Here is a 23,873-nt window from a genome sequence, read left to right as displayed (position 1 = left end):
GATGGCTACAGACTGATGCTGGTCACCGGCATGGAGGAATCCGGGGCGAAGGACAGCTCGCTTGGAACGACGCCGTTCATCACCAGCTGGGCACCCAAGGCCGCCACCATGGCGCCGTTGTCCGTGCATAGGGACATCTTTGGCACCAGCAGCATAATGCCCGCCGCCGCACAACGCTGCTGAGCAAGCACACGCAGGCGGGAATTGGCAGCCACACCCCCGCCCAGCAGCAATGTCGTGATGCCTTGTTCCTTACACGCCAGCACCGCCTTGGCCGTGATGACATCCAGCACTGCTTCCTGGAACGACGCCGCAATGTCCGCCACGGGGATGTCCTCACCCCTGGCTTCGTAGCCTTCCACGCAGCGGGCCACGGCAGTCTTCAGCCCGGAGAAGGAGAAGTCGTAACGGTGCGGGCCCGGCGCTTCGGGCGTTCCCATGTATTTGGGCATGGTCAGCCCGCGCGGGAAGCGGATGGCCTTGGCGTTACCTTCCTTCGCCAGCCTGTCGATGGCAGGCCCGCCCGGGTAGTGCAAGCCCAGCAGCCGGGCTACCTTGTCAAAGGCCTCCCCCGCCGCATCGTCAATCGTGGCACCGAGAAGTTCCACGCCGGAGGCAATGCTGCGCACCCGCAGGATCTCGGTGTGCCCTCCGGACACCAACAACGCGCCAAGGTTTTCCGGCAATCCGCCGTCGTCGTTCACCGCAGCGATGGACTCATCCAGCAGTGCGACTCCCACGTGTGCCACCAAGTGGTTGATGGCGTACAGCGGCTTGCCCGTGGCCAGGGCCAAGGCCTTGGCGGCGCTGACACCGACCATGAGGGCACCAGCCAAACCTGGTCCGCTGGTGACAGCGAAGGCATCGACGTCATCGAGACTCACCCCGGCATCGACCAAAGCCTGCTGCAGGGTGGGGACGAAGGCGTCCAGATGGGCACGTGAGGCAATTTCGGGAATGACTCCGCCAAAACGTATGTGTTCTTCCATGGAGGAGGAGACCGTGTTGGTCAACAGTGTTGTGCCGCGCACCAGCCCTACGCCTGTTTCATCACAGGAGGATTCAATCCCCAGGATCAGCGGTTGGGTGTGGTTCATAGGTGGTCCTTCGAGGTGGCGGATGCTTCTGGTGCTGGCAGGGACAGGTGCATGACGAGCCCGTCGGAGCCGTCCCGGTAATACTTGCGCCGGGTGTGGATGTGACTGAAGCCGTAGCGTTCGTAGAGCCGTTGGGCACGGGGGTTGACCGCGCTGACTTCGAGCATGACCTCGGTGGCTCCGCGTTTGGCAGCTTCGGTGATGAGTTCATCCATCATGGCCCGGGCTATTCCCCGGCCTTCATAGTCCGGCAGCACACCAATGGTTTGGATGTCCCCCGTCGGCGGCACACACATGAGGCCTGCATAGCCGACGGCGGTGCTGCCGCCGTCGGCGTCGGGCACCTCGGCAATGACGTAGCGGCGGGTTTCAGGATGTTCAAGTTCATGGACAAACATGCTCCTGGGCCAGGCGTCTACACCAAAAAGCAGCTTGTCCAGGGCGGCAATGAAGTCAACATCGCCCGGCCCCATGTCGCGCAGGAGTGCAGGTGGGCCGCCTGGCTCTCCTTGTTGCCCAGGGCTGGCCATCACAGCGCCCGCTTTCGGGGGCCGGGCACTTTCGCGTCGGATTCGCGCAGGTACAGCGGGGTCGATTGTAAAAATCCGGCCGCTTCGAGCGAACCGGCCCCGGCAATCCGGCGGGCAGCCGCGCGCGCCAGCTCAAAGGCAGTGGGCTGCGCGTGGGCAAAAGTTGGGTGGACGCTGCAGCCGTTGCTTTCCAGCACGTCCTGATACAGTCCGGCGCCTGCGCCAAAGACCTGGACGCCGAAAATCTCCTCTGCCGGTCCCACATGGGGCCCGTCAATCAGGTGGGCGCCGGCATTGTATTTGGCCCAATACACTTCCTTGCGGCGCGCATCGGTGGCTACCACAAAGTCGTTCATGGCCAGCGGACCAACTGCACGGCCATCCCGACGCGCTGGTGTGTCGAAGACTTGCTGGGCCAGCGCGTCAAGGCTCATCATGCCGTAGAGGGGTACAGCCCACGTGAAGCTCAGCGTACGGGCCATCGCAATGCCTGAACGCAGCCCTGTGAACGGCCCCGGGCCGGTGCCCACCACAATCGCATCCAGTGCCGGGCCTTCCACAACAGGGTCGGTGAAAAGTGATTTCACCCCGGGTGCCAGCACCTCGGCATGGCTGCGGGTGTCGTCGGTGGCAAAGTTGGCCACCAGTTCCGTAGTCCGCACCAGGTCCAACGGATCGAAGTCAAGGACCGCGGCGCTGGCAATGGCGGAGGTGTCAATGGTCAGGATTCGCACGGGTTTATTGCCAATTCTGTATTTTGTGAAAGCGGGCCAAGCTTGGAAAAGTCGGTGTTGGCCCAGCGTGGCCCGACGGCGCGCAGGCGCAGGGTGCGAGGTTCCCCGTCATCTTCATCGGCGTCAAAGCTGTCCGCAAAGTCAGGGGCTTCGCCACGTTCACCCGCAACCTGTCCGGCCTCGGCGGGCCGCACAGCCTGGGGTGTCCCACTGCCGACGGCGCGCAGCAGTTCAATTTCAAGGCGGCTGGCGGCAAGATGTTCAACCCTGTCTTCGCCCCACTCAACAACTGTCACTGAGCTGTCCATGGTGTTTTCCAAATCGATGTCATCGATTTCCCCTGGCGTGGCAAGCCTGTACGCGTCAACGTGGACAAGATCCGGACCTCCTGGGTTGTGCCCCTCCGGAAGGTTCGGGTGAATGCGCACCAACACGAAGGTCGGGGAAATGATGCCCGGACGCACGCCGAGGCTGCGCCCCAAGCCTTGGGTAAAAGTAGTTTTTCCCGCGCCGAGTTCCCCGCTGAGGATGATGAGGTCACCGGCTCGGAGCAGTGCAGCCAGGTTCTCGGCGATCCGCTGGGTTTGCTCAGGTGTGTCCGTGACGAACTCCCACACCATCAGTGTGCACCGTCGCTGTCGGCAGCAGCCGCTGACCCGCAGTCAGCCTGTCCAACATAGGTGCGTGGCACCCGCTGGCTGATCCGCGTCACGATCTCATAGTTGACCGTCCCGGCAGCTTCAGCCCACCGCTCGACGAGGGGTCCGCCGTCGAGCCCGTTGCCAAAGATCTCGGCTGTGGCCCCCAGCGCTGTTCCTGCCGTGTCGGCAAAGTGGCTCCGCCCGGCAGGCCCCAGGTCAATCACCATCTGGTCCATGGCGATGCGCCCCACCACCGGGTACGTGATGCCGCCAACGCGTACGGGCCCGCCAGTGGCAACGCGCGGGATGCCGTCTGCATAACCCAAGGGCACCAGCCCCAAGGTGCTGGGTTCTGCCGTGGCGTAGTTCAGCCCGTACGACACCCCTTGGCCGGCAAGCACATCCTTGCACAACGCGATGTGGGTTCGCAGTGTCATGGCCGGGACAAGGCCCAGCTCTGCGGAAGTAGTGTCAGCAAACGGAGACAGCCCGTACAGGCCCAACCCCACACGCACCATGTCAAAGTGGGTGTCCGGACGGGACAACGTGGCCGGAGTATTGGCGAGATGGCGGACGTCCAAATCAAGTCCCGCGTTCTCCGCCACGGCCACGGCCTCGCGGAAACGCGCAAGCTGCAGGTCGGTTTCGGGACGGTCTGTTTCATCGGCGACCGCCAAGTGGCTGAACACACCCACAACGCGCAACACGCCCTGCCGCTGGTAGCTCGCGGCGGCTTCAACCAGCGCGGGCCAATCAGCCAGCGAGCAGCCGTTGCGTCCCAGCCCGGTGTCCACTTTCAAGTGCACCCTCGCCGGGTGTTCCAAGGAACGGGCCGCTTCAACGATGCTTTCCAGTTCCCAGCCGGAGCAGCCAAGATCGATGTCAGCCGCGACGGCCGAGGCGAAGTCGGTGGCCGGGGTGTGCAGCCACGCCAAAACAGGCGTTTGCAGCCCGGCTGCACGCAAGCCCAGTGCCTCACTGACATGGGCGGTGCCCAGCCAATCGGCGCCGGCGGCCACTGCTGTTTGGGCCACCTGGATCATGCCGTGTCCGTAGGCATCGGCCTTGACCACTGCCATGAGTTGGGCCGGCGCGGCAATGGAACGAAGGCGGCGGATATTGTTGGCGATCGCGGACAGGTCAATGATGGCTTGCCGTTCCAGCTCAGGAACGGGCGCAACGAAGGTGCTCACATCTCCATTTTAGGCCTCTTCCCTGACACCGCTCGCCAGTGCCGTCCGTCACAACGCCATGGCACGTGTCATGGACGACGTGTCCTCGTTGCCTTCGGGCTAGGTTCAGTGGCTTGGCGGTGGCAAGATTAGGGTAGTAACAGCCCAGCTTTGACGTGTTCGTCGGCGGCTGCGCACACCATCCACCAGGAAGGCAGCAGTGCACCAGGTCCGGCGCGTCGCCATGCTTTCCCTCCATACTTCCCCGCTCGAGCAGCCGGGCGGCGGCGACGCAGGTGGCATGAATGTCTACGTTCTGCACCTGGCCCTCGAGCTCGCCGCCATCGGGGTGGCCGTGGACATTTACACGCGTCGGACCGCCGAAGGACAAGCTGACCACGTGCAGGTGGCAGCCAACGTTGCCGTTCATCACATCACAGCTGGCCCGTTTACGAAGATTTCCAAAGAGGCTCTGCCTGATTTCATTCCCGAGATGGCTGACGCCGTGGCAGCACATGTAAGTGCCCTGCCCGGGGATCCTGTCACTGTCATCCATTCGCATTACTGGGTTTCCGGGATGGCGGGGATCTTGGTGGCCCAGGCGCTGGACTTGCCGCTTGTGCACACCATGCACACCATGGCGCGGGTCAAAAATAATCACCTCCCGCAGGGGCAAACCGCCGAACCAGGCATCCGGGAGGACGGCGAGCAGCAGATTGTCAGTGCTGCCACCCGCCTGATAGCCAACACTGCAGCCGAGGCGGCCGAACTCGAAGGCCACTATGACGGTTGCGAGCAACGCATCGATGTAGTCTCCCCCGGCGTCGACCTGAAGATTTTCAAGCCTGCCTTCCGCGACCGGTCCCGGCAGCTGATGGGCATCAAACGAGAAATTTTCCATGTGGTGTTCGCCGGGCGGCTGCAGCGGCTCAAGGGCCCACACGTGCTGGTCGGGGCCGCTGCCCTGTTGCGTCAGGAGCGCCCTGACATCAACTTGTTGTTGACGTTTTTGGGCGCCCGCAGCGGCAATGATAAGTACGATCTCGAGCATATGATTGGCGACGCCGGATTGGCCGGTATCGCTTCCGTCCTGCCTCCCGTGGGGCCCGGGCAGCTTGCTGACTGGTACAGGAGTGCTGACGTCGTGGCCGTGCCGTCCTCCAGCGAGTCTTTCGGTCTGGTCGCCCTGGAAGCCCAGGCCTGCGGCACGCCCGTCATTGCCACAAATGTCGGTGGACTTCCGCGTGCTGTCAGCGACGGCCGCACGGGACTTCTGGTTGAGGGCCGCTCGGCGCGCGTGTGGGCGGATGCGCTGGCATCCCTGCATGACTTCGGCGAAACCCGCGCAGACATGGGCCGGGCCGCCTCCGTCTTTGCCGAATCGTTCGGCTGGGAAGACACAGCCGCCCAGACCATCCTCAGCTACGATCTGGCCCTGACTTACCAGTATGTGGCCCCACCTGGTTGTTGAGAATTATGCGTGACCCCTTTCACAAGCGGCTGTGACCCTGTACGGTTTGTCAGGTATCCGCCAACTTTGACAAAGTTGTCAACTCTGGCGTTCCGCTGATCGCTCCGGCAAAGGCGCCGGGCGGTCCCCGCCGAAAGGTTCGCATTACTCGTGAAAAATCTGGGGAGATCTCTGTTCAGCAGACCAAGCTTCAGGAGGGCTGCGGCAATATCCGCTGGCCTTCCGCTGCTCCTGTCCACCGTGGGGGTGCTGCCGGCGGCTGCTGGCACGATGCAGTCTGCGCCTTCCACCGTCCAAGAAAAAAATATTGACCCGATTGACTACCAGGCCGGCCGCTACATTGTGGTCCTGGCCGAGAAACCCGCCGCCACCTACGACGGCGGAACGACCGGACTGTCCGCAACCCGGCCAGTGCAGGGTCGCAAACTGGACGCCGCGCGTCCGGAGGTCAAAAAGTACCAGGCCCACCTGGAAAACCAGCAGGTTGCTGTGGCCAAATCGGAAAACGTCACGATCAAGCACAAGTTCACGGCGGCCATCAACGGCTTCTCCGCCACGCTGTCCGCTAACCAGGCTCTCGCCCTGGCCAAGGACCCAGACGTACTGATGGTCGCGCCGGACACTGAAAACGCACCCGACTACTCCACCACCGACTTCCTGGGCCTCAGCGGCAAGAAAGGCTCGTGGAAAACGGACTTTGGCGGCGTAAAGAACGCCGGCAAGGGCGTGGTGGTCGGCGTGATCGACTCCGGCTACACGCCGTCGAACCCGTTCTTTGCAGGCGAGAAGGTCAAACCGCTGAAGGGCAATCCCAAAGTCGGGGTCCCGTACAGGACAAATGACGGCAAGATCGCCATGCTGAAGGCCGACGGTGCAACATTCGTTGGCGAGTGCCAAAAGGGCGTCGGCACCGGTGCAGCCTTTGACGGCACCGCCTGCAACTCCAAGGTACTCAGCGCCAGGTACTTCGCGGACACCTTCCTGAGCTCCGTAGCTCCCGAGCACCGAGCGCCGCAGGAACTCATCTCCCCTGTGGACGTCGGCAACCACGGCACCCATACGGCAAGCACCGCAGCAGGCAATCCCAATATCCACGCCAACATTGGCAGTAAAGATCTTGGCATCACCGGCGGCATTGCCCCGGCAGCCAAGCTCTCGATCTACAAGATCTGTTGGGAGGACGATGACCCGGGCACAGGCGGCTGCTACAGCTCCGCCTCGATCGCAGCCATCAACCAAGCGATCCTGGACGGCGTCGATGTCCTCAACTACTCCATTTCCGGCAGCACATCCACCACCACGGACCCCGTAGCCCTGGCCTTCCTTTCCGCCGCATCGGCAGGCATTTTTGTTTCAGCCTCAGCTGGCAACTCCGGGCCCACACCCAGCACGGTCAACCATGGCGCCCCGTGGCTGACCACCGTGGCCGCCACCACCTTCAGCTCCGAGTTGCAAGGGACGGCTGAATTTTCCGACGGCAGCAAGTTCCGTGGAGCCAGCATGATGGACCACGAGGTTCCGCCCAGCCACGTCGTGCTGGGCGCGGACGCAGCCGCAGCGGGAGCAGCCACACCGGAGCTTTGCGGCCCGGACTCGCTGGATGCGGCCAAGGTCACCGGCAAAGTGGTGGTTTGCGACCGCGGCGTCTTTGACCGCGTTGCCAAGAGCTCCGAAGTCAAGCGCGCCGGCGGCATCGGCATGATCCTGGTCAACATCATCACCGGGTCCGAGGACCTGGACCTCCACGCGGTCCCCACCGTCCACGTCAACCCGCCGGCAAGTCAGGAGATCAAGGACACGGTCACGGCCAATCCGGATATTTTGGTAGCCCTCGTCAACAAGGACACCACGGGGCTGCCCGTTGACCCGCAGCCGCAGATTGCCGGATTCTCTTCCCGCGGACCACTCACCGCCACGGATTCAGACCTGCTCAAGCCCGACGTCGCCGCACCCGGAGTCAACGTACTGGCAGGGGTTTCTCCCATTGGTTCGGACGGCGCCCAGTTTGGCATGATGTCAGGAACATCCATGGCAGCCCCGCACGTTGCCGGATTTGGAGCACTTCTCCTTTCCAAGAACCCACTGTGGTCCCCGGCGACAGTCAAGTCGGCCATGATGACTACTGCCACTGATGTGGTCAACGAGGACGGGACGAAGAACACCGACGTCTTTGCCACTGGCGCAGGGCAGGTGGCCGTAGCCGCTGCTCTGGAACCTGGGCTGGTTTACGATGCCGGCGTCGATGACTACTTAAAGTTCGTGCAGGGCACAGGCTTGGACCTGGGTATCCCGGGATTGGGCAGCACCCCGGCACGCGACATGAACGTGGCTTCGTTCGCCGTTGGTAGTCTGGCCGGAAAGGTCACCGTCACCCGTACGGTGACCGCACTGACCCCGGGTCTCTACCGTGCCAGCGCGAGTGTTCCCGGCGTGGATGTCACGGTCACCCCTCCGGTGCTGAACTTCAACTACGCCGGAGAGCAACGCAGTTTCAAGGTGACCTTCGAAAATGTCACGGCACCGTTGAGTGAATTTGCCACCGGCAGCCTGGTGTGGCAGGGGGCCGGCAAGAACGTGGCCTCCCCCATCGCAGTGCGGCCGTTGCCGGTGCTCGCGGAGCAGAACATTGCGTTTTCCTCCAAGGGCGGCAACGGCAGCGGCAAGATTCCGGTGATATCCGGTACCAACGCCCCCATCGCGGTCACGTTGGACGGGCTGTCCAAGGCCGATTCCACTCCGATTTCCTTGGTTCCGGGTCCATTGGCGGTGACAGTGAACACGTCGAACTTTTTGAAGACCGTGACCGTCCCGGAAGGAGCCAAGCTGGCGAAGTTCTCCGTCATCTCTTCTGAGCCAACGGCCGACTTTGACATGATCGTCTTCAACCCCTCCGGAACGTACTCCGACGTGAGGACGGGTTCGGCCAGTGAAACCCTGTCATTGCCGAACCCTGCGCCGGGAACCTACACCATCCTCGCCAACCTGTATTCCAGCAACGGCGGGGCCGCCGTCAAGGCAACCGTGGATGCGGCCGTGCTGGGATCCAACTCCGGCAATGCCACCGTGACCCCGAACCCGTTGAAACTGGCGAACGGCCAATCAGGCTCCGTGGTCCTGAAGTGGTCCGGACTGGAAACCGGCTCCTACATTGGACGCGTGACATTCGGAGACAACGGAACCGAGACATTTGTTTCGGTCATCGTCACACCGGCCGGCAACGCCGTGGCTCCTGACAACGGTAAAAACAAGAAGGACAAGCCAGCCAAGCCCGGCAAGCCCAAGCAGAAGCCCCAGCAGTTGGAGCTTCCCGACGATTCAATGCACACCGACCTGAAACTGTAGGTTGGAGGCAGGCATCCCCTGCCGACCTCCCAGCAACTGTGTGTCAGAAACCGTACTAAACTCTCGCATCCCGGGAGTCAACGTGCACCTTCTGGCACACAGTTGCTGTGTCCGGGCTGTAAAGGCTAGATGGCGCCGGTTCCGCCAGCTACAGCCCCGAAGAGCGGGGCCAGTGCCTGCCAGCGCGCGGTCTGGCAGCTGTCCGTGCGTTTGAAGGTCGCGTTGACGGATCGCCCCTTGAACGTGCCGGTGACAACAGCCACCTCCGGGCCACTGAAAACGTCCAGGCACGCTTGCTGTGGGCCAGGGACAGGGAAAAAGATGCCCTCCCCGTAGCGGTCCAAGGCTGCCATCGCTGCGGCTGGGTCCGGGACGCTCAAGCCGTCCCCGGGCTCACCATTGGCGGACGCCAGGATGAACACCTGCGGCTGCGCACCGGGCGAGGGTGTCACGGTGATGGAAAGCTCAGTCGGCCCGACCGTCGGCTGAGGTGCCTCTGACGAAGAACTGCTGTTTGTCGGGGAAACACTGTTGGACGGTGTCACGGCGGGCTCCTCCGGCTGCGTGGTGGGGGCGGAAGCCTTGGGATTCGGCGGTACTTCGGGCGCGGATGAGCAGGCCGCCAGTCCTGTCAATAACGCGGTGCATGCCACGGAGGCCACGGCCACACGAAACGGAGCCTTTGCGCGGGAAGCTCCGTCCTTGCCTGCTGCAGGTCCAGACGTCGTCGAGGTCCAAAACCATCCCAACTTCACCGCCTCCTCGCGTTTCTGCAATACTAGCCCACCGCATTCGGGCATGCTTGGAACAAAGCTGCACGCAAAGTTGGTAACGTCACGGATAAGACGAGAGGAACCCCTTCCATGAGCATTCCCGCACCCGCATCAACCCACCCCGAGGCCACCTGGTGGCGCCAAGCCGCTGTTTACCAGATATATCCGCGCAGCTTTGCCGACTCCGACAATGACGGCATGGGTGACTTGCCTGGCATCACGGCCCACATGGACTACTTGTCGGCGCTGGGGATCGATGCCATCTGGCTCAGCCCGTTCTACCCCTCGGCACTGGCCGACGGCGGCTACGACGTCGATGACTACCGCAACGTCGACCCCCGCCTGGGTTCACTGGACGACTTTGACGCCATGGTGGCCGCCGCCCACGACTCCGGCATCAAGATCATCGTGGACATCGTGCCCAACCACTCCTCAAACTTGCACCCATGGTTCCAGGCCGCACTCGCTGCGGCTCCGGGCTCCCCAGAGCGCGCCCGCTACCACTTCCTTGACGGGCTGGGCGAGGAAGGCGAGCTGCCGCCGTCGGACTGGCCCTCCCACTTTGGCGGAGGCGCCTGGACACGGGTGAAGGAGGCAGCGGGCCCGAACGCAGGCCAGCTTGGCCAGTGGTACCTGCACCTTTTCGCTGCAGAACAGCCGGACTTCAACTGGGACAACCCTGAAGTGCGAGAAGATTTCCACACCACGCTGCGTTTCTGGGCGGACCGCGGCGTTGACGGCTTCCGGGTCGACGTGGCGCATGCGTTGGACAAGGACATGTCCCTGCCGCTGCGCTCCAAGCCGGCCCTGGAGATCCTGGTCGATGACGGCAGCGACCCGCTCTTTGACCGCGACGCCGTGCATGAGATCTTCGCCGGCTGGCGTTCGGTGCTCAACGAATATGACCCGCCCAAGGCCGCCGTGGCCGAGGCCTGGGTTCCATTTACTGACCGACGGTTGAAGTACGCCCGCCCCACCGAGCTGGGCCAGGCCTTCAACTTTGATCTCCTGCAGGCGCACTTTGACGGCACCGAGTTTCGCACCATCGCCGAAAAATGTCTCTCCGAGGCCAAGGCCTCCGGCGCCTCGTCGACGTGGGTGTTTTCCAACCACGACGTTGTCCGCCACGCATCCCGCTATGCGTTGCCTGATGACAGCACCTTGGAGACTCTGGAGGCTTGGCTGCTGAGCGACGGCGTCACTCCGGCCACGGACTTGGCGCGCGGTTTGCGTCGGGCCCGTGCCGCGACGCTCTTCATGCTGGGGCTGCCCGGATCTGCCTACCTGTACCAAGGTGAAGAACTCGGATTGTTTGAAGTGGCCGATCTGCCGGCGGCGGCCCTGCAAGATCCCACCTGGTTCCGGACGCGGCACAACATCAAGGGCCGCGATGGCTGCCGCGTGCCACTGCCTTGGTCCGCTACAGAATTGAACTTCGGATTTGGTGGCACGCCCTGGCTGCCCCAGCCGTCTTGGTTTGCTTTGCAGGCCGCCGACGTACAGGATGGCACCGTTGGCTCAACGCTGGAAATGTACCGGGATGCTTTGGCGTTGCGACGGAAGCTGCAGACGGCGGAGTCGCTTGAATGGCTCAGCGGTGAATCGGGACAGTTGGTGCACTACCGCCGCCCCAACGGCTGGGAAGTGTTGACAAACTTTGCCAACAAGCCCGCACCACTGCCATCCGGCGTCGACGTGTCCAAGGTGGTGCTCAGCTCCGGCGATCCCGCCGACGCGACCACAATGATCCCGGCAGAGACCACCCTCTGGATCGCCCCCTAACCCCTACCGACCCTCCTGCACTTTCGGGGCGGTCCCACCCGACCCTCCTGCATTTTCGGGGCTACTTCCCACGACGCCCCTGCACTGTCCGCCACATCCAGCACGGATATGGGGGACAGTGCAGAGGCACCTGTGGATAACTTCTGCGGTCAAGGCTGGATCAGGGCCACAATGTCTACATGGACGCACCGCTGAAATCCCGCCTCCCTTGCACCCCGTTCACCCTGCGCGAGGCCGAGGCACTGGGGCTTTCACCAGATCTGCTGCGGTCCCAGAACTTTGAGGGCGTCAGTCACGGACTGTACAGGCCAGCGTCCTGGGACTTTGAGCTGCGGGATGCGGCCCGGGCACTCTGTGCGGCAACCCCTGGCGCCTGGATCTCACACACGACGGCGGCGCGTCTGCACGGGCTGATTCTTCCGCCATGGTTGTTGGAATCCAATGAGCTCCACCTCAGCAAGCCACGGAAGCTGGTGGGCGTCCGGCGGAAGGGCGTCATCGGCCATACGGTGCTGGCCCGTCCCGGGGAAGTTGAGACCGACTGGGACTTGCGGATCAGCACACGCGCCCGGACGTGGCTCGACCTTGCAAGGACCCTTCCATTGCCCGAACTCACGTGCATCGGCGACCAACTGATCCGCATGCCTCGCGCAGTATTCGAGGGCCGCGACACACCATATGCCACGATTGCCTCGCTGCGGACAATGCTGGGTGGACATCGAAACCTGCAGGGAATTGTCCGCGCGCGTGAGGCCTTGAGCCTTCTACGGGTGGGCGCCGACTCCGGCCCCGAGACACTACTGCGCCTTGCCATGCTCGACGCCGGCCTGCCGGAGCCTGACCTGCAGCTCACCTTGTGGGAATCGCCGGGTGGACCTTCAGCAGACCTTGGATACCGGAGGCGGAAGATCGCAATCCAGTACGACGGCAGCGGACATCTGGACGAGCTTCAAGTCCTCAGCGACCAACGACGGGACAGCGCCTTCAGAAATGCCGGCTGGACAGTGCTCATCTTTGGCCGCGAAGACCTTGCCGATGGTTTTACCGGGGCGGTCCGCCTCGTCAAGAAGATGCTGCGGGGCGCCTGGATGGATCCTGCAGTCACCGCCGGTTTTTGCTCGTGACAACTGATCCATTTCCACCACCGTGAAGCACACCTTAAATGCCGGGTGCTCCCTCGTGGAGTGAGGGAGCACCCGGCGCTGGCCACCCGAAAGTGCGGCAGCGTCACCGCCAACACACCCGAAAGTGCAGGAGCGTCGGTAGGGCGGGGTGGTGCTGAGTTAGATATCGCCGCGAATGAAGGCTTCAACCTTTTCGTGGGCGATGTCATCAGCGTACTGCTCCGGCGGGGACTTCATGAAGTAGCTGGAGGCCGAGAGGATAGGCCCGCCAATGCCACGGTCCAGAGCGATTTTGGCTGCACGGATGGCATCGATGATCACACCAGCGGAGTTGGGTGAGTCCCATACTTCCAGCTTGTATTCGAGGGAGACGGGGGCATCGCCGAAGTTGCGGCCTTCCAAGCGGACAAAGGCCCATTTGCGGTCATCCAGCCAGGCAACGTAGTCGGACGGGCCGATGTGGACGTCGTCCGCACTCAGCACAGCCGAGGTGTTGGAAGTGACAGCCTGGGTCTTGGAGATCTTCTTCGATTCAAGGCGCTCGCGCTCAAGCATGTTCTTGAAGTCCATGTTGCCACCAACATTGAGCTGGTAGGTGCGGTCAAGGACCACTCCGCGGTCTTCGAACAGTTTGGCCATGACGCGGTGCGTGATGGTGGCACCGATCTGGCTCTTGATGTCATCGCCAACAATCGGAACACCTGCAGCGGTGAATTTGTCGGCCCATTCCTTGGTGCCTGCAATGAACACGGGTAGAGCGTTGACGAAGGCCACGCCGGCGTCAATGGCGCACTGGGCATAGAACTTTGCTGCAGCGTCGGAGCCTACGGGCAGGTAGCAAACGAGCACATCAACCTTGTTCGCCTTCAGTTGGGCAACAATGTCGACGGGGGTGTCGTCCGACTCCACAATGGTCTCGCGGTAGTACTTGCCGAGGCCGTCCAACGTGGTGCCGCGCTGAACCTTAACACCGAGGTTGGGTACGTCGGCAATTTTGATGGTGTTGTTTTCGCTGGCACCAATGGCGTCGGAGAGGTCAAGACCGACCTTCTTGCTGTCTACGTCAAAAGCTGCAACAAATTGCACATCATTGACGTGGTACTGGCCAAAATTGACGTGCATCAGGCCCGGAACCTTGACGCTGGGATCGGCATCTTGGTAGTACTGGACACCTTGCACCAATGACGCGGCACAGTTTCCAACGCCTACGATGGCAACCCGAATAGGATGATTGGACACGGAACTCCTTCATAAAAATCACACTGGACCGGTTCTCACTTTGCGGTGATGGTCGACGCACACCTTTACGTTTTACGTAAAGGCACGACGCACGGCTGTTTCGACCGGACCTGACGCCCCATCGGCGCCCTAACCATTCTAGTCAACTACTCTCGCCGCGATTTTGTTCCATCGAGGCGGAAATCTCTCATTTATTTGCCGCAGGCTCTCAGCGCGGTGCGGCTGCGCACGCCCGCAACGACTATTTTTGCGCCCACCTGTTGATGGCGGATTCGACGGCGAACTCATCGATCGCCGTCAACTCGGCTTCTGTGAAGTCCAGGTTGTTGATGGCCGCCGCAGTGTTCTCGAGCTGCGCCACACTGGAGGCTCCCACCAGTGCGGAGGTGACGGAGATGCCCTTGGACTGCTCGCGCAAGATCCAGGCAATGGCCATTTGCGCCAGTGACTGGCCGCGTCCGGCGGCGATGTCATTGAGCCGGCGGACCCGGTTCATTTTGTCCTCGGTCAGATCGTTTTCGTGCAGGAAGTGCTCCTTCGCTGCGCGAGAGTCAGCCGGCACACCGTTGAGGTAGCGGTCAGTCAGCATGCCCTGCGCCAGCGGGGAGAAGGCGATGCAGCCCGCGCCGACCGTGTCGAGAGCTTCGTAAAGGCTTGGCTCGCCGTCCTCGGTCCACCGGTTCAGCATGGAGTAGGACGGCTGGTGGATGAGTAGCGGCGTGCCCATTTCCTTCAGTATCCGTGCGGCTTCAAGCGTCTGCGCCGGAGTGTAGGACGAAATACCTGCGTACAGCGCCTTGCCTGATCGGACGGCATGGTCCAGCGCACCCATGGTCTCCTCCATGGGGGTCTCCGGGTCGGGGCGGTGGCTGTAGAAGATATCCACATAGTCCAGGCCCATCCGGGTGAGCGACTGGTCCAGGCTGGAGAGCACGCTCTTGCGCGAGCCCCATTCACCATAGGGGCCGGGCCACATGCGGTAGCCGGCCTTGCTGGAGATGACGAGTTCGTCGCGGTGGGCGGCAAAGTCGTCCTTCAAATGCCGGCCGAAGTTCGTCTCCGCACTGCCAGCTGGCGGACCATAGTTGTTGGCAAGGTCGAAGTGCGTGATGCCGAGATCAAAGGCGCGTCGCAAAATATCCCGCTGCACCTCGAACGGCTTGTCATCTCCAAAGTTGTGCCACAGGCCCAGCGAAATTGCGGGCAGCTTCAGCCCGCTGCGGCCCACTCGGCGATATGGCATGGTTTCATAGCGGTTCTCCGCGGCGTGAAAGGTCATACGCTCAATCTTGCCACGCAATGCTGAGTGCTGCTTCTAATCCCTGCCCGGGGCTCGCAACACCAGCGCCGAGTGCGCGCTCACCGCCACGGCACCACCTGCGGCAACGTCATTCCCGGACACCCCGTCCGTGTGGACTTCCACCACCCAATGCGAAGCGTAGCTGGCATCCGGCAGTGTGAAGTTGACCGTATCTGCGCCGCCGTTGAACAACAGCAAGAAGCAGTCATCCACCACCTCCTGCCCGTGCTCGTCGCATTCGGGAAGACCGTCGCCATTGAGGAACACGCCGATGCTGTGCCCAAAACCGCTGTCCCAGTCCTGACCGGTCATGGCGGCCGCATCGGGGCGCAACCACACAATGTCCGCGAGCGCTTCGTCTTCCCCGCGTTCCACCGGGCGTCCGTCGAAGAACCGACGACGGCGGAACACCGGGTGCTCCCGCCGCAGCCTGCCCAGCCGGGAGAAAAAGTCAACGAGTCCGGCGTCGGCCTGTTCCCAGTTGATCCAGGTCAGTGGGGAATCTTGGGCGTAGGCGTTGTTGTTGCCGTTTTGACTCCGCCCCAGCTCATCCCCGTGCAGGATCATGGGTACGCCCTGCGACAGCATGAGCGTAGTGAGGAAGTTCCGCTGCGCCCGGGCCCGCAGCTCTTGAACGGCAGGGTCAGTGCTGGGGCCCTCCTGCCCATGGTTCCAGGAGCGGTTGTGAGACTCCCCGTCGCGATTGTCTTCCCCGTTGCCTTCATTGTGTTTGTCGTTGTAGCTGACCAAATCCCGCAGCGTGAAGCCGTCGTGGGCTGTGACGAAATTGATGGAGGCTACCGGGCGGCGTCCTGAATTGCCGTAGAGGTCGGAGGAGCCGGTCAGCCGCGACGCAAATTCACCGAGGGTGGATGGCTCCCCGTGCCAGAAGTCCCGCACCGTGTCACGGAACTTGCCGTTCCATTCCGTCCACTTTGGCGGGAATTTACCTACTTGGTAGCCGCCGGGGCCCAAATCCCAAGGCTCGGCAATGAGCTTGACCCGCGACACCACGGGGTCCTGCTGCACCATTTCAAAGAAACTGGACAGCTTGTCAACGTCATAAAACTCACGCGCCAACGTCGCTGCCAAGTCGAAGCGGAAGCCGTCCACGTGCATCTCGCTGACCCAATACCGCAGCGAATCCATGATCAACTGCAGCGAGTGCGGCTGGCGGACATTCAACGAGTTTCCAGTGCCGGTGTAGTCCAGATACAGTTCCTTGTTCTGTTCCTGGAGCCTGTAGTAGGCGTCGTTGTCGATACCGCGGAAAGACAGGGTGGGGCCCAGATTACTACCCTCGGCCGTGTGGTTGTAGACAACGTCCAGAATGACTTCCAGACCGTTTTTGTGCAGTTCCTTGACCATGGTTTTGAATTCGCGTACCTGGTCGCAGGGGTCGGTGCTGGCGGCGTACTCATTGTGTGGGGCGAAGAACCCGATCGTGTTGTAGCCCCAATAATTCCGCAGCCCTTGTTCCAGCAGGCGCTCGTCCTGCACGAACTGGTGCACAGGCATCAGCTCCACCGCAGTGACACCCAACTTTTTTAGGTGCTCCACCACTGCTGGATGCGCGACGGCGGCATAGGAGCCCCGCTGTTCCTGCGGCACATCCGGGTGCAGTTCAGTCAAACCCTTGACATGAGTTTCGTAGATGACGCTCCGGTGGTAGGGGGTCTCGGGATTCACATCCGGATTGCCTTGCGCGTCATTCCAGTCGAACGCGTCGTCCACCACCACGCTGCGGTAGGTGTGGGCGGCCGAGTCCTCATCGTTGCGCACAAGGGGTTCGCCCAGTTGGTAGGCGAACACGGGCTGGCCCCAGTTCACGGTTCCGTCGATTCCTTTGGCGTAGGGATCAAGGAGCAGCTTGGCCGCATTGAAACGCACGCCGTTGGCCGGGTCCCAGAGCCCGTCCACCCGGTAGCCGTAGCGCTGGCCTGGCCCGACCCCGGGCACATAGCAGTGCCACACGTAGCCATCCACCTCCCCTAGTGAAATGCGGGTTTCGGCGCCCTCGGCGTCAAATAGGCACAGCTGAACGGACGCTGCACCGTCACTGAAGATGGCAAAATTCGTGCCCTTGCCGTCAGCGTGCGAGCCCAAGGGATAGTCCTTGCCCGGCCAAACGTCCATGGTGCGCCCTTTAGTTTGATTCCCTGGCTGCAAGCGCTCCCCACACGGCGGGGATTCTGTTTGCAAGCATTCCGGCATTCAGTGGTTCATGGGCACTGGCGTGGCGAGCCAGTTCTCCGTGCAGAGCTGCTGCGAGGGCCGCCGTTGCTGCCAGGTCTTGCGGGGCTGACACCATGGCCAGCAGGGCAACGAGTATCCCCGCCAGGGTGTCGCCGCTGCCAGCCGAAGCCAGCCGCGGGGTGCCATTGGCTTGCGTGAAGACATCACCCCCTGGTGCCGCCACGACGGTCGTAGCCCCTTTAAGTAGCACAGTTGAACCAAAAAGCTGGGCAGCTCGTCGAGCCGCAGCCAACGGCGCCGCCTCGATGTCAGTACGGTGCATGTCAATGCCGCAGCGGGCGAAAAGTGTGCTCAGCTCCCCGGCGTGCGGTGTCAGCACCAGATGCGCATTCTTCTCTCCGTGATCGGGATTAACCAGGTCCAAGGCAGCCGCGTCAACCACAGTGGGCAGCCCCGCCTCCATGGCTTCACGGGCCCGTCCCAGCTGCCGGGAATCGCCGTCGATACCCGGTCCGGCCAACCATGCCTGCACCCTGACGTCCTGCGGCTCGTTCTGCGAACCTACGACTTCGGGGTTTCGCACATGTAGGGCGTCCGCCACCGAGGGCGGCCCTAGATACCTCACCATTCCCGGACCGCACGCCGATGCGGCAGCCACAGCCAATATGGCAGCCCCTGGGTACTGCCCGGAACCGGCAATAATCCCGGCCACGCCACGGGTGTACTTGTGATCGGCAACGTTCGGCATGGGAAGCATGGCGGCAAGATCCGCCGGTTCGAGCCGCAGCAGCTCAGACTCACGAAGATAGCTGCCGAGCCCTAAATCAACAAGGCTTACTTTCCCGCAGAACTGTTCACCCGGTGAAGCCAGCAGCCCGGCCTTGTGAGCACCAAAAGTGACCGTCAAATCAGCGCGCAGCACGGGAGCGTGGACTTCGCCTGTGGTGGCGTCCACACCGCTGGGCAGGTCACAAGCCACAACGGCTGGCCGTGCACTGCCGGAGAGTTGTTCCAGCCGCGCCACTATTGACGCCACCGGCTCCCGCAGCCCACCCCTGCCACCGGTGCCCAGCAGACCATCAACCACGACGTCAGACACCCCGGCTGCTGCGAGGAAGCCAGTCGCGGCCAACGTGGCATCGCCAGCATCGGCTGACAGGGAAAAACACCGCCCGCCTGCGGCAGTAAAAGCAGCCAGCGCCTCGGGATGAGTGCGGCCACTGGTGAGCAGCGCCGTCGTGCGTGCCCCGCGTGCAGCCAGGAAGGCTCCAGCAAAGAGCGCATCCCCACCGTTGTTGCCCGGGCCAACGAGCAGCGCCACGCGTGCTCCGTACACGCTGGCGCCCCGTGTACGCAGCGTTGCGAGAACGCCCTGAGCCAAGCCGTAAGCAGCCGTGCGCATGAGCTCCGGGCCACGTCCGGCCGCCAGCAGGGGTGCTTCGGCGGCGCGGACAGAAGCCGCAGAGTGGGCGCTGATCATGTCAGCTTTCGGCGATGACCATGGCGGTGGAGATGCCACCGTCGTGACTCATGGACAAATGCCAATGCTTGATGCCCTTGGACTTGGCCACCGCCGCCACCGTGCCTTTGACGTTGATGGTGGGGCCGTGTTCGTCAAGGCCGATCCAGCAGTCCTGCCAGTTCATGCCGGCCGGGGCGCCAAGCGCCTTCGCCACCGATTCCTTGGCAGCAAACCGTGCCGCCAGGGACTGCGTGTTCAAGCCACGCTCGGCTGGCACGAAGAGCCGGTCAAGCAGCCCCGGGGTCCGCTCCAACTGCCGCCCAAACCGCTCAATGTCAACAACGTCCACACCAATGCCAATAATCATGACCCCAGCCTATCCCCACCCGCTCCCGCTGCAGTGAAGAGGCCACGTGCGGGACCTGCACTATTCCACGGTGACGGACTTGGCAAGGTTGCGTGGTTGGTCCACGTCGTACCCCTTCGCCGTGGCGAGTTCACAGGCGAAGATCTGCAACGGCACTGTGGTCAGCAGCGGAGCCAAAAGAGTGCTGGTTTCGGGAATGTAGAACACGTGCTCCGCGTGGGCGCGCACCGATTCGTCCCCCTCCTCGGCGATCACAATGGTTTTGGCTCCGCGTGCCCTGACTTCCTGAATATTGGAGACAACTTTGGCGTGCAGCGAATCACGCCCGCGCGGTGACGGAACCACAACGATGACCGGCTGCCCTTCCTCTATCAACGCAATGGGGCCGTGCTTGAGTTCCCCCGCCGCAAAGCCTTCGGCGTGGATATAGGCCAGTTCCTTGAGTTTCAAGGCACCTTCCATGGCCACCGGATAGCCCACGTGGCGGCCAAGGAACAGCACGGTACGGGTGTCGGCCATGCTGCGGGCCAGTTCCTTGATCTGGTCTGCATGGGCAAGCACACTGGCAATCTTTGCCGGTGCCTTGGCAAGCTCCGCCAAAATGTCCTTGATCTGCCCCTGGAAGAGGTTGCCGCGCAGTTGTGCCAAATAGAGTCCCAGCAGGTAGGCGGCCGTGATCTGGGCCAGAAATGCCTTCGTTGAAGCCACCGCAATCTCGGGGCCAGCGTGTGTGTACAGCACGGCGTCGGATTCGCGGGGAATGGTGGAGCCGTTGGTGTTGCAGATGGAAACTGTCGTGGCCCCCTGCTCCTTGGCATAACGGACGGCCATCAGCGTGTCCATGGTCTCGCCTGACTGCGAGATCGAAACAATCAGTGTGCGGTCATCCACAATAGGGTCCCTGTACCTGAACTCATGGGACAGTTCCACTTCCGTCGGGATCCTGCACCAGTGCTCAATGGCGTACTTGGCCACCTGCCCGGCGTAGGCGGAGGTGCCGCAGGCCAGCACAATGATCTTGTTGATGGTCTTGAGCACTTCCGGGGCAACGCGGAGCTCGTCCAATATAAGGTTCCCCGCGCTGTCGCTGCGGCCCAACAGGGTCTGCGCAACTGCGTCAGGCTGGTCGTTGATTTCCTTTTCCATAAAAGACGGGTAGCCGTCCTTTTCAGCCGCGGCAGCATCCCAGTCCACCTTGTATTCCCGGCCTTGTGCCGGCACCCCGTAAAAGTCTGTGATGTCGACACGGTCGGCGGTGATGGTGACCACTTGGTCCTGGCCCAGTTCCACGGCCCGGCGCGTGTAGTCGATGAACCCTGAGACGTCGGATCCCAGGAAGTTCTCGCCGTCCCCCAAACCAACCACGAGGGGCGAATTCCTGCGGGCCGCCACCACCACTCCAGGCTCATTCGCATGAGTGGCAACCAGCGTGAACGCACCGTCCAGTTGCTGGGCAGTCAGTTGCATGGCCCTGGCCAGGCGCGAACCGGAAGCCTGGCCGGGCACACCGGCGTCGTCAGTGTCACTGACCAGCCCACGGTAGATATCCCCCAAGAGGGTGGCCGCTACTTCGCTGTCGGTCTCAGAGGCGAACGTGTAGCCACCGTCCAGCAGCTCGGCTTTTAGTCGCAAGTAGTTTTCAATGATGCCGTTGTGCACCACGGCCAGAGAGCCTCCGTCAACCACATGGGGATGCGCGTTGGCATCCGTGGGGCCTCCGTGCGTGGCCCATCGCGTGTGACCAATGCCCGTTGTGGAGGCAGGCAACGGGTTCCGTTCCAACTCTTCGAGCAGTCTCGCAAGCTTGCCACTGCGCTTGCGCATCTCGATGCGGCCATCGCACGCAACGGCGACGCCGGCGGAGTCGTAGCCGCGGTATTCCAGCCGTCGCAACCCTTCAACCAACACGTCGAGGGCACTGTGGCCCGCAGCTGATGCAGTTCCTTGAGCCGGGGCGGTACCGGCGTATCCCACAATTCCACACATGAAAATCAATCATAAACCCCGCATTATTTATAGGACGTACTACGTCTTGTCCATGGAGTGCCATTGAAAATGCGTCAGGTCCCGGAGGACTGTTCAGCTTCATCGTTTCCCACACTGCCCCAAACAAGGCAGAATTGACCTTGTGACAGCGCAAAGAACCGAGTCCGGCAGCAGCGTCAGCGCGTCCCCTTTTGTGGAACTGGACCGCCAGACGTGGTCCCGCCTAGCCAATAAGATTGAGCAGCCCTTGGATGAGGACGACGTCCAGCGCCTCCGCGGCTTGGGCGATCAGCTCGACATGCGTGAGATCCACGACGTTTACCTGCCGCTTTCCCGACTTCTAAATTTGTATGTCGGTGCTGCCGAACACCTCCACGACGCCACCACTACGTTCCTGGGGGAACGCGGCTCCCGCACTCCGTTTGTCATTGGCGTGGCCGGGTCGGTGGCTGTTGGCAAGTCCACCACTGCCCGCGTACTGCGCGAGATGCTCCGCCGCTGGCCTGACACCCCCAATGTGGAACTTGTCACAACTGACGGCTTTCTCTACCCCAACGCAGAGCTGGAGCGCCGCGGCCTCATGAGTCGCAAAGGGTTCCCGGAATCTTACGACCGCCGTGCGCTCCTGCGCTTTGTCAGCGCGGTCAAGAGCGGTGCCGAAGAAGTCCGCGCACCCATGTACTCCCACCTGACCTACGACATCCTGACGGACAAGGAGGTGGTGGTTCGCCGCCCTGACGTGCTCATTGTGGAGGGCCTGAACGTGCTGGCCGCCGCCCGCCCCCGCAACGACGGCCGTTCAGGGCTGGCCGTCAGCGACTTCTTCGACTTTTCCATCTATGTCGACGCCAAGACCAGCTATATCGAGCAGTGGTACGTCGAACGGTTTCGGTCACTTCGCACCAGTGCCTTCGCCGACCCGGACTCCTACTTTCGCCGCTACGCCGAACTTTCCGACTCAGAGGCAACAGCCACAGCCTCCCGGATCTGGAAGAGCATCAACGAGCCAAACCTGATCCAGAACGTGCTCCCAACGCGCGGCCGTGCACAACTGGTGCTCACTAAAGAAGCCGACCACTCGATCCGGCGCATGCTGTTGAGGAAGGTCTAGTGCAGGCTGCCGGTTTTCGTCGGGCCCGGCGTCCCCGGCAAACACGGATGGCCAGGCTAAAGCGTGAACTCTCCTGGCCGCGACCAGGTGGCGTTGCCATCTCATTGGCCGGTGCTGCGCTTGTCGTTACCGGTGTGCTGGCCCTCCCGTCGGAGGCAGATTCACTGCTCCCTTTCGGCGCGGCTGCCCCCGCCATTTCCCAATCACCGACGACGCCGGACACCGCCGTCGCGCCAGCCTCCCCTCCCCTGCCAACTGGGCCTGGTACAACGCCGTTAGCAGCCTCCCAGCAGGATGCTGAAGCACCCTTTTTACTCTCCGGGGCCGGCAATTCGCTTTCGCCCTTGCCCGAGGTGACCGCCACGCCACTCATCGCCGGGTCCGCGGCCGGTTCGCCCCTTCAAGAATTATTCGCCTCAAGAACCGCCCCTCCCATGGAAAAAGCCCTGTGGGACATCAACAGTCCAGCCAGACCGCTGGTCCTGGTCAATAAGCGCCACTCGCTCCTTCCGCAGCGGTATGTGCCAACGGATCTGGTAGTCCCTAGAGTCCTCACCGGTTCGGCGGAACATCCTCTACTACGGTCTGAGGCCGCAGCAGCCGCTGAACGCATGTTTGCTGCCGCAGCACGCGAAGGCATCAACATCACCATCAAAAGCAGCTACCGCTCGTACGACACACAGGTTTCTGTCTACAACGGCTATGTAGCCGCCAAGGGAGTGGCTGCAGCAGACTCCACCTCTGCCCGGCCAGGCTTCTCCGAACATCAGACCGGATTCGCCATGGACATTGGTGATGCCAACGCAGGAACGGCTTGCGACTTTGCCTCCTGTTTTGCCTCAACAAATGCGGCACAGTGGGTAGCGGTGTATGGGGCCCGATACGGTTTCGTGGTCCGCTACCTGCCTGGTGAAGAATCGGTTACCGGATACCTCGCGGAGCCGTGGCACTTGCGCTATTTGGGTGTCTCCGTGGCCCAGGACATGAAGGTGCGGGGCATTCACAGTTACGAGAAGTACGCAGGTCTGCCCGCAGCACCCGACTACAAGTAGACAGCCAAAAGCAAGTCTTTTCACAGCTGACAGTGCTACTCCACCGAATGGGGTATTTTAGATACATGCTAAAGGGATTTAAAGATTTCATAATGAAGGGCAACGTCGTAGACCTTGCCGTAGCCGTAGTTATTGGCGCAGCTTTTGGCGCCGTCGTAAACTCGCTGGTGGAAAATATCATCATGCCGCTCATAGCGGCATTGGTGGGTTCCCCCAACTTCGACAGCTTTGCGGTTCTGTCAATCAATGGCGTTGACGTCAAGTTCGGTGTGTTCCTCACCGTGTTGGTCAACTTCATCATTGTCGCCGCAGCCATCTACTTCATCGTGGTGGTGCCCATGAACCACATGATTGCACGCCGCAATGCAAAGCTGGGGATCAAGGATGAAGAGCCTGCGGTTGACCCGCAGATTGAACTGCTCACTGAAATCCGCAATGCGCTGACCACCACCAACCGCGGTGGCCAGCTCTAACTGTCCACCTTATACAACTGA

19 protein-coding genes are annotated in these 23,873 nt (G+C 62.2%); 7 read left to right on the top strand and 12 right to left on the bottom strand.

Features of this window, described 5'->3' with window-relative positions:
• Window positions 1-5: 5 nt before the first annotated feature.
• From tsaD to alr, 5 genes are read right to left on the bottom strand one after another with little or no spacing between them, the layout of a single operon-like run.
• The gene (gene tsaD, locus JMA46_RS01685; RefSeq protein ID WP_207343557.1) at window positions 6-1,097 is read right to left on the bottom strand and encodes a tRNA (adenosine(37)-N6)-threonylcarbamoyltransferase complex transferase subunit TsaD; all 1,092 of its coding nucleotides are present in this window, start codon (window positions 1,095-1,097) and stop codon (window positions 6-8) included.
• Window positions 1,094-1,627, bottom strand: a complete 534-nt coding sequence (gene rimI, locus JMA46_RS01680; protein ID WP_207343636.1) for a ribosomal protein S18-alanine N-acetyltransferase — start codon at window positions 1,625-1,627, stop codon at window positions 1,094-1,096. The genes tsaD and rimI overlap by 4 nt, the downstream gene beginning before the upstream one ends.
• Window positions 1,627-2,361, bottom strand: a complete 735-nt coding sequence (gene tsaB, locus JMA46_RS01675) for a tRNA (adenosine(37)-N6)-threonylcarbamoyltransferase complex dimerization subunit type 1 TsaB (RefSeq protein WP_207343556.1) — start codon at window positions 2,359-2,361, stop codon at window positions 1,627-1,629. Before tsaB ends, rimI begins: the two co-directional genes overlap by 1 nt.
• The gene (tsaE, locus tag JMA46_RS01670; protein ID WP_207343555.1) at window positions 2,349-2,981 is read right to left on the bottom strand and encodes a tRNA (adenosine(37)-N6)-threonylcarbamoyltransferase complex ATPase subunit type 1 TsaE; all 633 of its coding nucleotides are present in this window, start codon (window positions 2,979-2,981) and stop codon (window positions 2,349-2,351) included. The genes tsaB and tsaE overlap by 13 nt, the downstream gene beginning before the upstream one ends.
• The gene (alr, locus tag JMA46_RS01665; protein WP_207343554.1) at window positions 2,981-4,195 is read right to left on the bottom strand and encodes an alanine racemase; all 1,215 of its coding nucleotides are present in this window, start codon (window positions 4,193-4,195) and stop codon (window positions 2,981-2,983) included. The genes tsaE and alr overlap by 1 nt, the downstream gene beginning before the upstream one ends.
• A gap of 199 nt (window positions 4,196-4,394) precedes the next feature.
• Here alr and mshA point away from each other — a divergent pair, with 199 nt between their 5' ends.
• Both mshA and JMA46_RS01655 read left to right on the top strand, forming a co-directional pair.
• Window positions 4,395-5,645, top strand: coding sequence for a D-inositol-3-phosphate glycosyltransferase (gene mshA, locus JMA46_RS01660; RefSeq protein WP_207343553.1), 1,251 nt, complete (start codon window positions 4,395-4,397; stop codon window positions 5,643-5,645).
• Window positions 5,646-5,915: 270 nt separating this feature from the next.
• The gene (locus tag JMA46_RS01655; protein WP_207343635.1) at window positions 5,916-8,987 is read left to right on the top strand and encodes a S8 family serine peptidase; all 3,072 of its coding nucleotides are present in this window, start codon (window positions 5,916-5,918) and stop codon (window positions 8,985-8,987) included.
• 125 nt (window positions 8,988-9,112) lie between these two features.
• On the opposite strand, the gene JMA46_RS01650 is transcribed toward JMA46_RS01655, so the two are convergent.
• Window positions 9,113-9,532, bottom strand: coding sequence for a serine protease inhibitor (locus JMA46_RS01650; protein ID WP_348770019.1), 420 nt, complete (start codon window positions 9,530-9,532; stop codon window positions 9,113-9,115).
• 318 nt (window positions 9,533-9,850) lie between these two features.
• Here JMA46_RS01650 and JMA46_RS01645 point away from each other — a divergent pair, with 318 nt between their 5' ends.
• Complete coding sequence (locus tag JMA46_RS01645; RefSeq protein WP_207343552.1) at window positions 9,851-11,542, top strand: alpha-amylase family glycosyl hydrolase; 1,692 nt, start codon at window positions 9,851-9,853, stop codon at window positions 11,540-11,542.
• 179 nt (window positions 11,543-11,721) lie between these two features.
• Entirely contained in the window at window positions 11,722-12,666 is a 945-nt protein-coding gene (locus tag JMA46_RS01640; RefSeq protein ID WP_207343551.1) for a hypothetical protein, read from the top strand.
• 159 nt (window positions 12,667-12,825) lie between these two features.
• Here JMA46_RS01640 and JMA46_RS01635 read toward each other — a convergent pair whose 3' ends face one another.
• From JMA46_RS01635 to glmS, 6 genes are all read right to left on the bottom strand, one after another.
• Window positions 12,826-13,905: an inositol-3-phosphate synthase gene (locus tag JMA46_RS01635; RefSeq protein ID WP_207343550.1), complete on the bottom strand. Its 1,080-nt coding sequence runs from the start codon at window positions 13,903-13,905 to the stop codon at window positions 12,826-12,828.
• Window positions 13,906-14,146: 241 nt separating this feature from the next.
• Window positions 14,147-15,184: an L-glyceraldehyde 3-phosphate reductase gene (gene mgrA / locus JMA46_RS01630; RefSeq protein WP_207343549.1), complete on the bottom strand. Its 1,038-nt coding sequence runs from the start codon at window positions 15,182-15,184 to the stop codon at window positions 14,147-14,149.
• 36 nt (window positions 15,185-15,220) lie between these two features.
• Entirely contained in the window at window positions 15,221-17,341 is a 2,121-nt protein-coding gene (gene glgX / locus JMA46_RS01625) for a glycogen debranching protein GlgX (RefSeq protein ID WP_207343548.1), read from the bottom strand.
• 10 nt (window positions 17,342-17,351) lie between these two features.
• The gene (locus tag JMA46_RS01620) at window positions 17,352-18,881 is read right to left on the bottom strand and encodes an NAD(P)H-hydrate dehydratase (RefSeq protein ID WP_207343547.1); all 1,530 of its coding nucleotides are present in this window, start codon (window positions 18,879-18,881) and stop codon (window positions 17,352-17,354) included.
• A 1-nt stretch (window position 18,882) separates the two neighbouring features.
• On the bottom strand, window positions 18,883-19,230 hold the full coding sequence (locus JMA46_RS01615) for a holo-ACP synthase (RefSeq protein WP_207343546.1): 348 nt from the start codon (window positions 19,228-19,230) through the stop codon (window positions 18,883-18,885).
• Between the two features lie 60 nt (window positions 19,231-19,290).
• Window positions 19,291-21,216 carry a glutamine--fructose-6-phosphate transaminase (isomerizing) gene (gene glmS / locus JMA46_RS01610; protein WP_207343545.1) on the bottom strand — a complete coding sequence of 642 codons (1,926 nt, stop codon included), beginning with the start codon at window positions 21,214-21,216 and terminating at the stop codon, window positions 19,291-19,293.
• A 142-nt stretch (window positions 21,217-21,358) separates the two neighbouring features.
• Here glmS and coaA point away from each other — a divergent pair, with 142 nt between their 5' ends.
• The 3 genes from coaA (at window position 21,359) to mscL (ending at window position 23,852) form a co-directional block, all read left to right on the top strand.
• On the top strand, window positions 21,359-22,327 hold the full coding sequence (gene coaA / locus JMA46_RS01605; protein WP_207343544.1) for a type I pantothenate kinase: 969 nt from the start codon (window positions 21,359-21,361) through the stop codon (window positions 22,325-22,327).
• Window positions 22,328-22,374: 47 nt separating this feature from the next.
• Window positions 22,375-23,379 carry a M15 family metallopeptidase gene (locus JMA46_RS01600; protein WP_207343543.1) on the top strand — a complete coding sequence of 335 codons (1,005 nt, stop codon included), beginning with the start codon at window positions 22,375-22,377 and terminating at the stop codon, window positions 23,377-23,379.
• A gap of 65 nt (window positions 23,380-23,444) precedes the next feature.
• Window positions 23,445-23,852, top strand: a complete 408-nt coding sequence (mscL, locus tag JMA46_RS01595; RefSeq protein ID WP_207343542.1) for a large conductance mechanosensitive channel protein MscL — start codon at window positions 23,445-23,447, stop codon at window positions 23,850-23,852.
• Window positions 23,853-23,873 lie beyond the last annotated feature (21 nt).

Origin of the sequence: Arthrobacter sp. E3, from assembly GCF_017353415.1 — a bacterium.
In the GTDB taxonomy this organism is placed as follows: Bacteria; Actinomycetota; Actinomycetes; order Actinomycetales; family Micrococcaceae; genus Specibacter.
The sequence above is the reverse complement of the archived record's forward strand: the minus strand, read 5'-3'. Positions and strand labels throughout refer to the sequence as shown.